1 protein-coding gene is annotated in these 420 nt (G+C 66.4%); it reads left to right on the top strand.

Annotated elements, in window-relative coordinates; genetic code table 11:
- The coding region (locus EOA85_RS37060) for a lytic murein transglycosylase (protein ID WP_206523522.1) at positions 1-420 on the top strand (420 nt) is incomplete at both ends.

The raw sequence follows: 420 nt of genomic DNA, 5'->3' as shown, positions 1-420 counted from the left end.
TCTCTGGCCCGAGGCCAACGCCAAGGGCATCTCCAGAAATACCTTCGAGGCCGCCTTCGACGGCGTCAAACCGAACCTCAAACTGCCCGACCTGGTGATGCCGGGCCAGAAGGCGACGACGCCGCAGAAGCAGCATCAGGCGGAGTTCGGTTCGCCCGGCGCCTATTTCGCCGAAAAGACGGTTCGCGCCGTGACCGCCGGTGGCCGGGCGCGCGCGGCGGCCAATGCCAGGACCATTGCCGCGATCGAGAAGCGCTACGGTGTGCCGGGCGGAGTGCTGCTGGCGATCTGGGGCCGCGAGAGCGGCTTCGGCGCGGCGAAGATGCCTTACGACGCCTTCGAAGTGCTGGGCACCAAGGCATTCATGGCGACCAGGAAGGACTTCTTCCGCACCGAGCTTATGGCGGCGCTCGAGATCGT

Source organism: Mesorhizobium sp. M5C.F.Ca.IN.020.29.1.1, assembly GCF_003997375.1.
Classification (GTDB): domain Bacteria; phylum Pseudomonadota; class Alphaproteobacteria; order Rhizobiales; family Rhizobiaceae; genus Mesorhizobium; species Mesorhizobium wenxiniae.
This window is presented reverse-complemented; position numbering and strand designations above follow the sequence as displayed.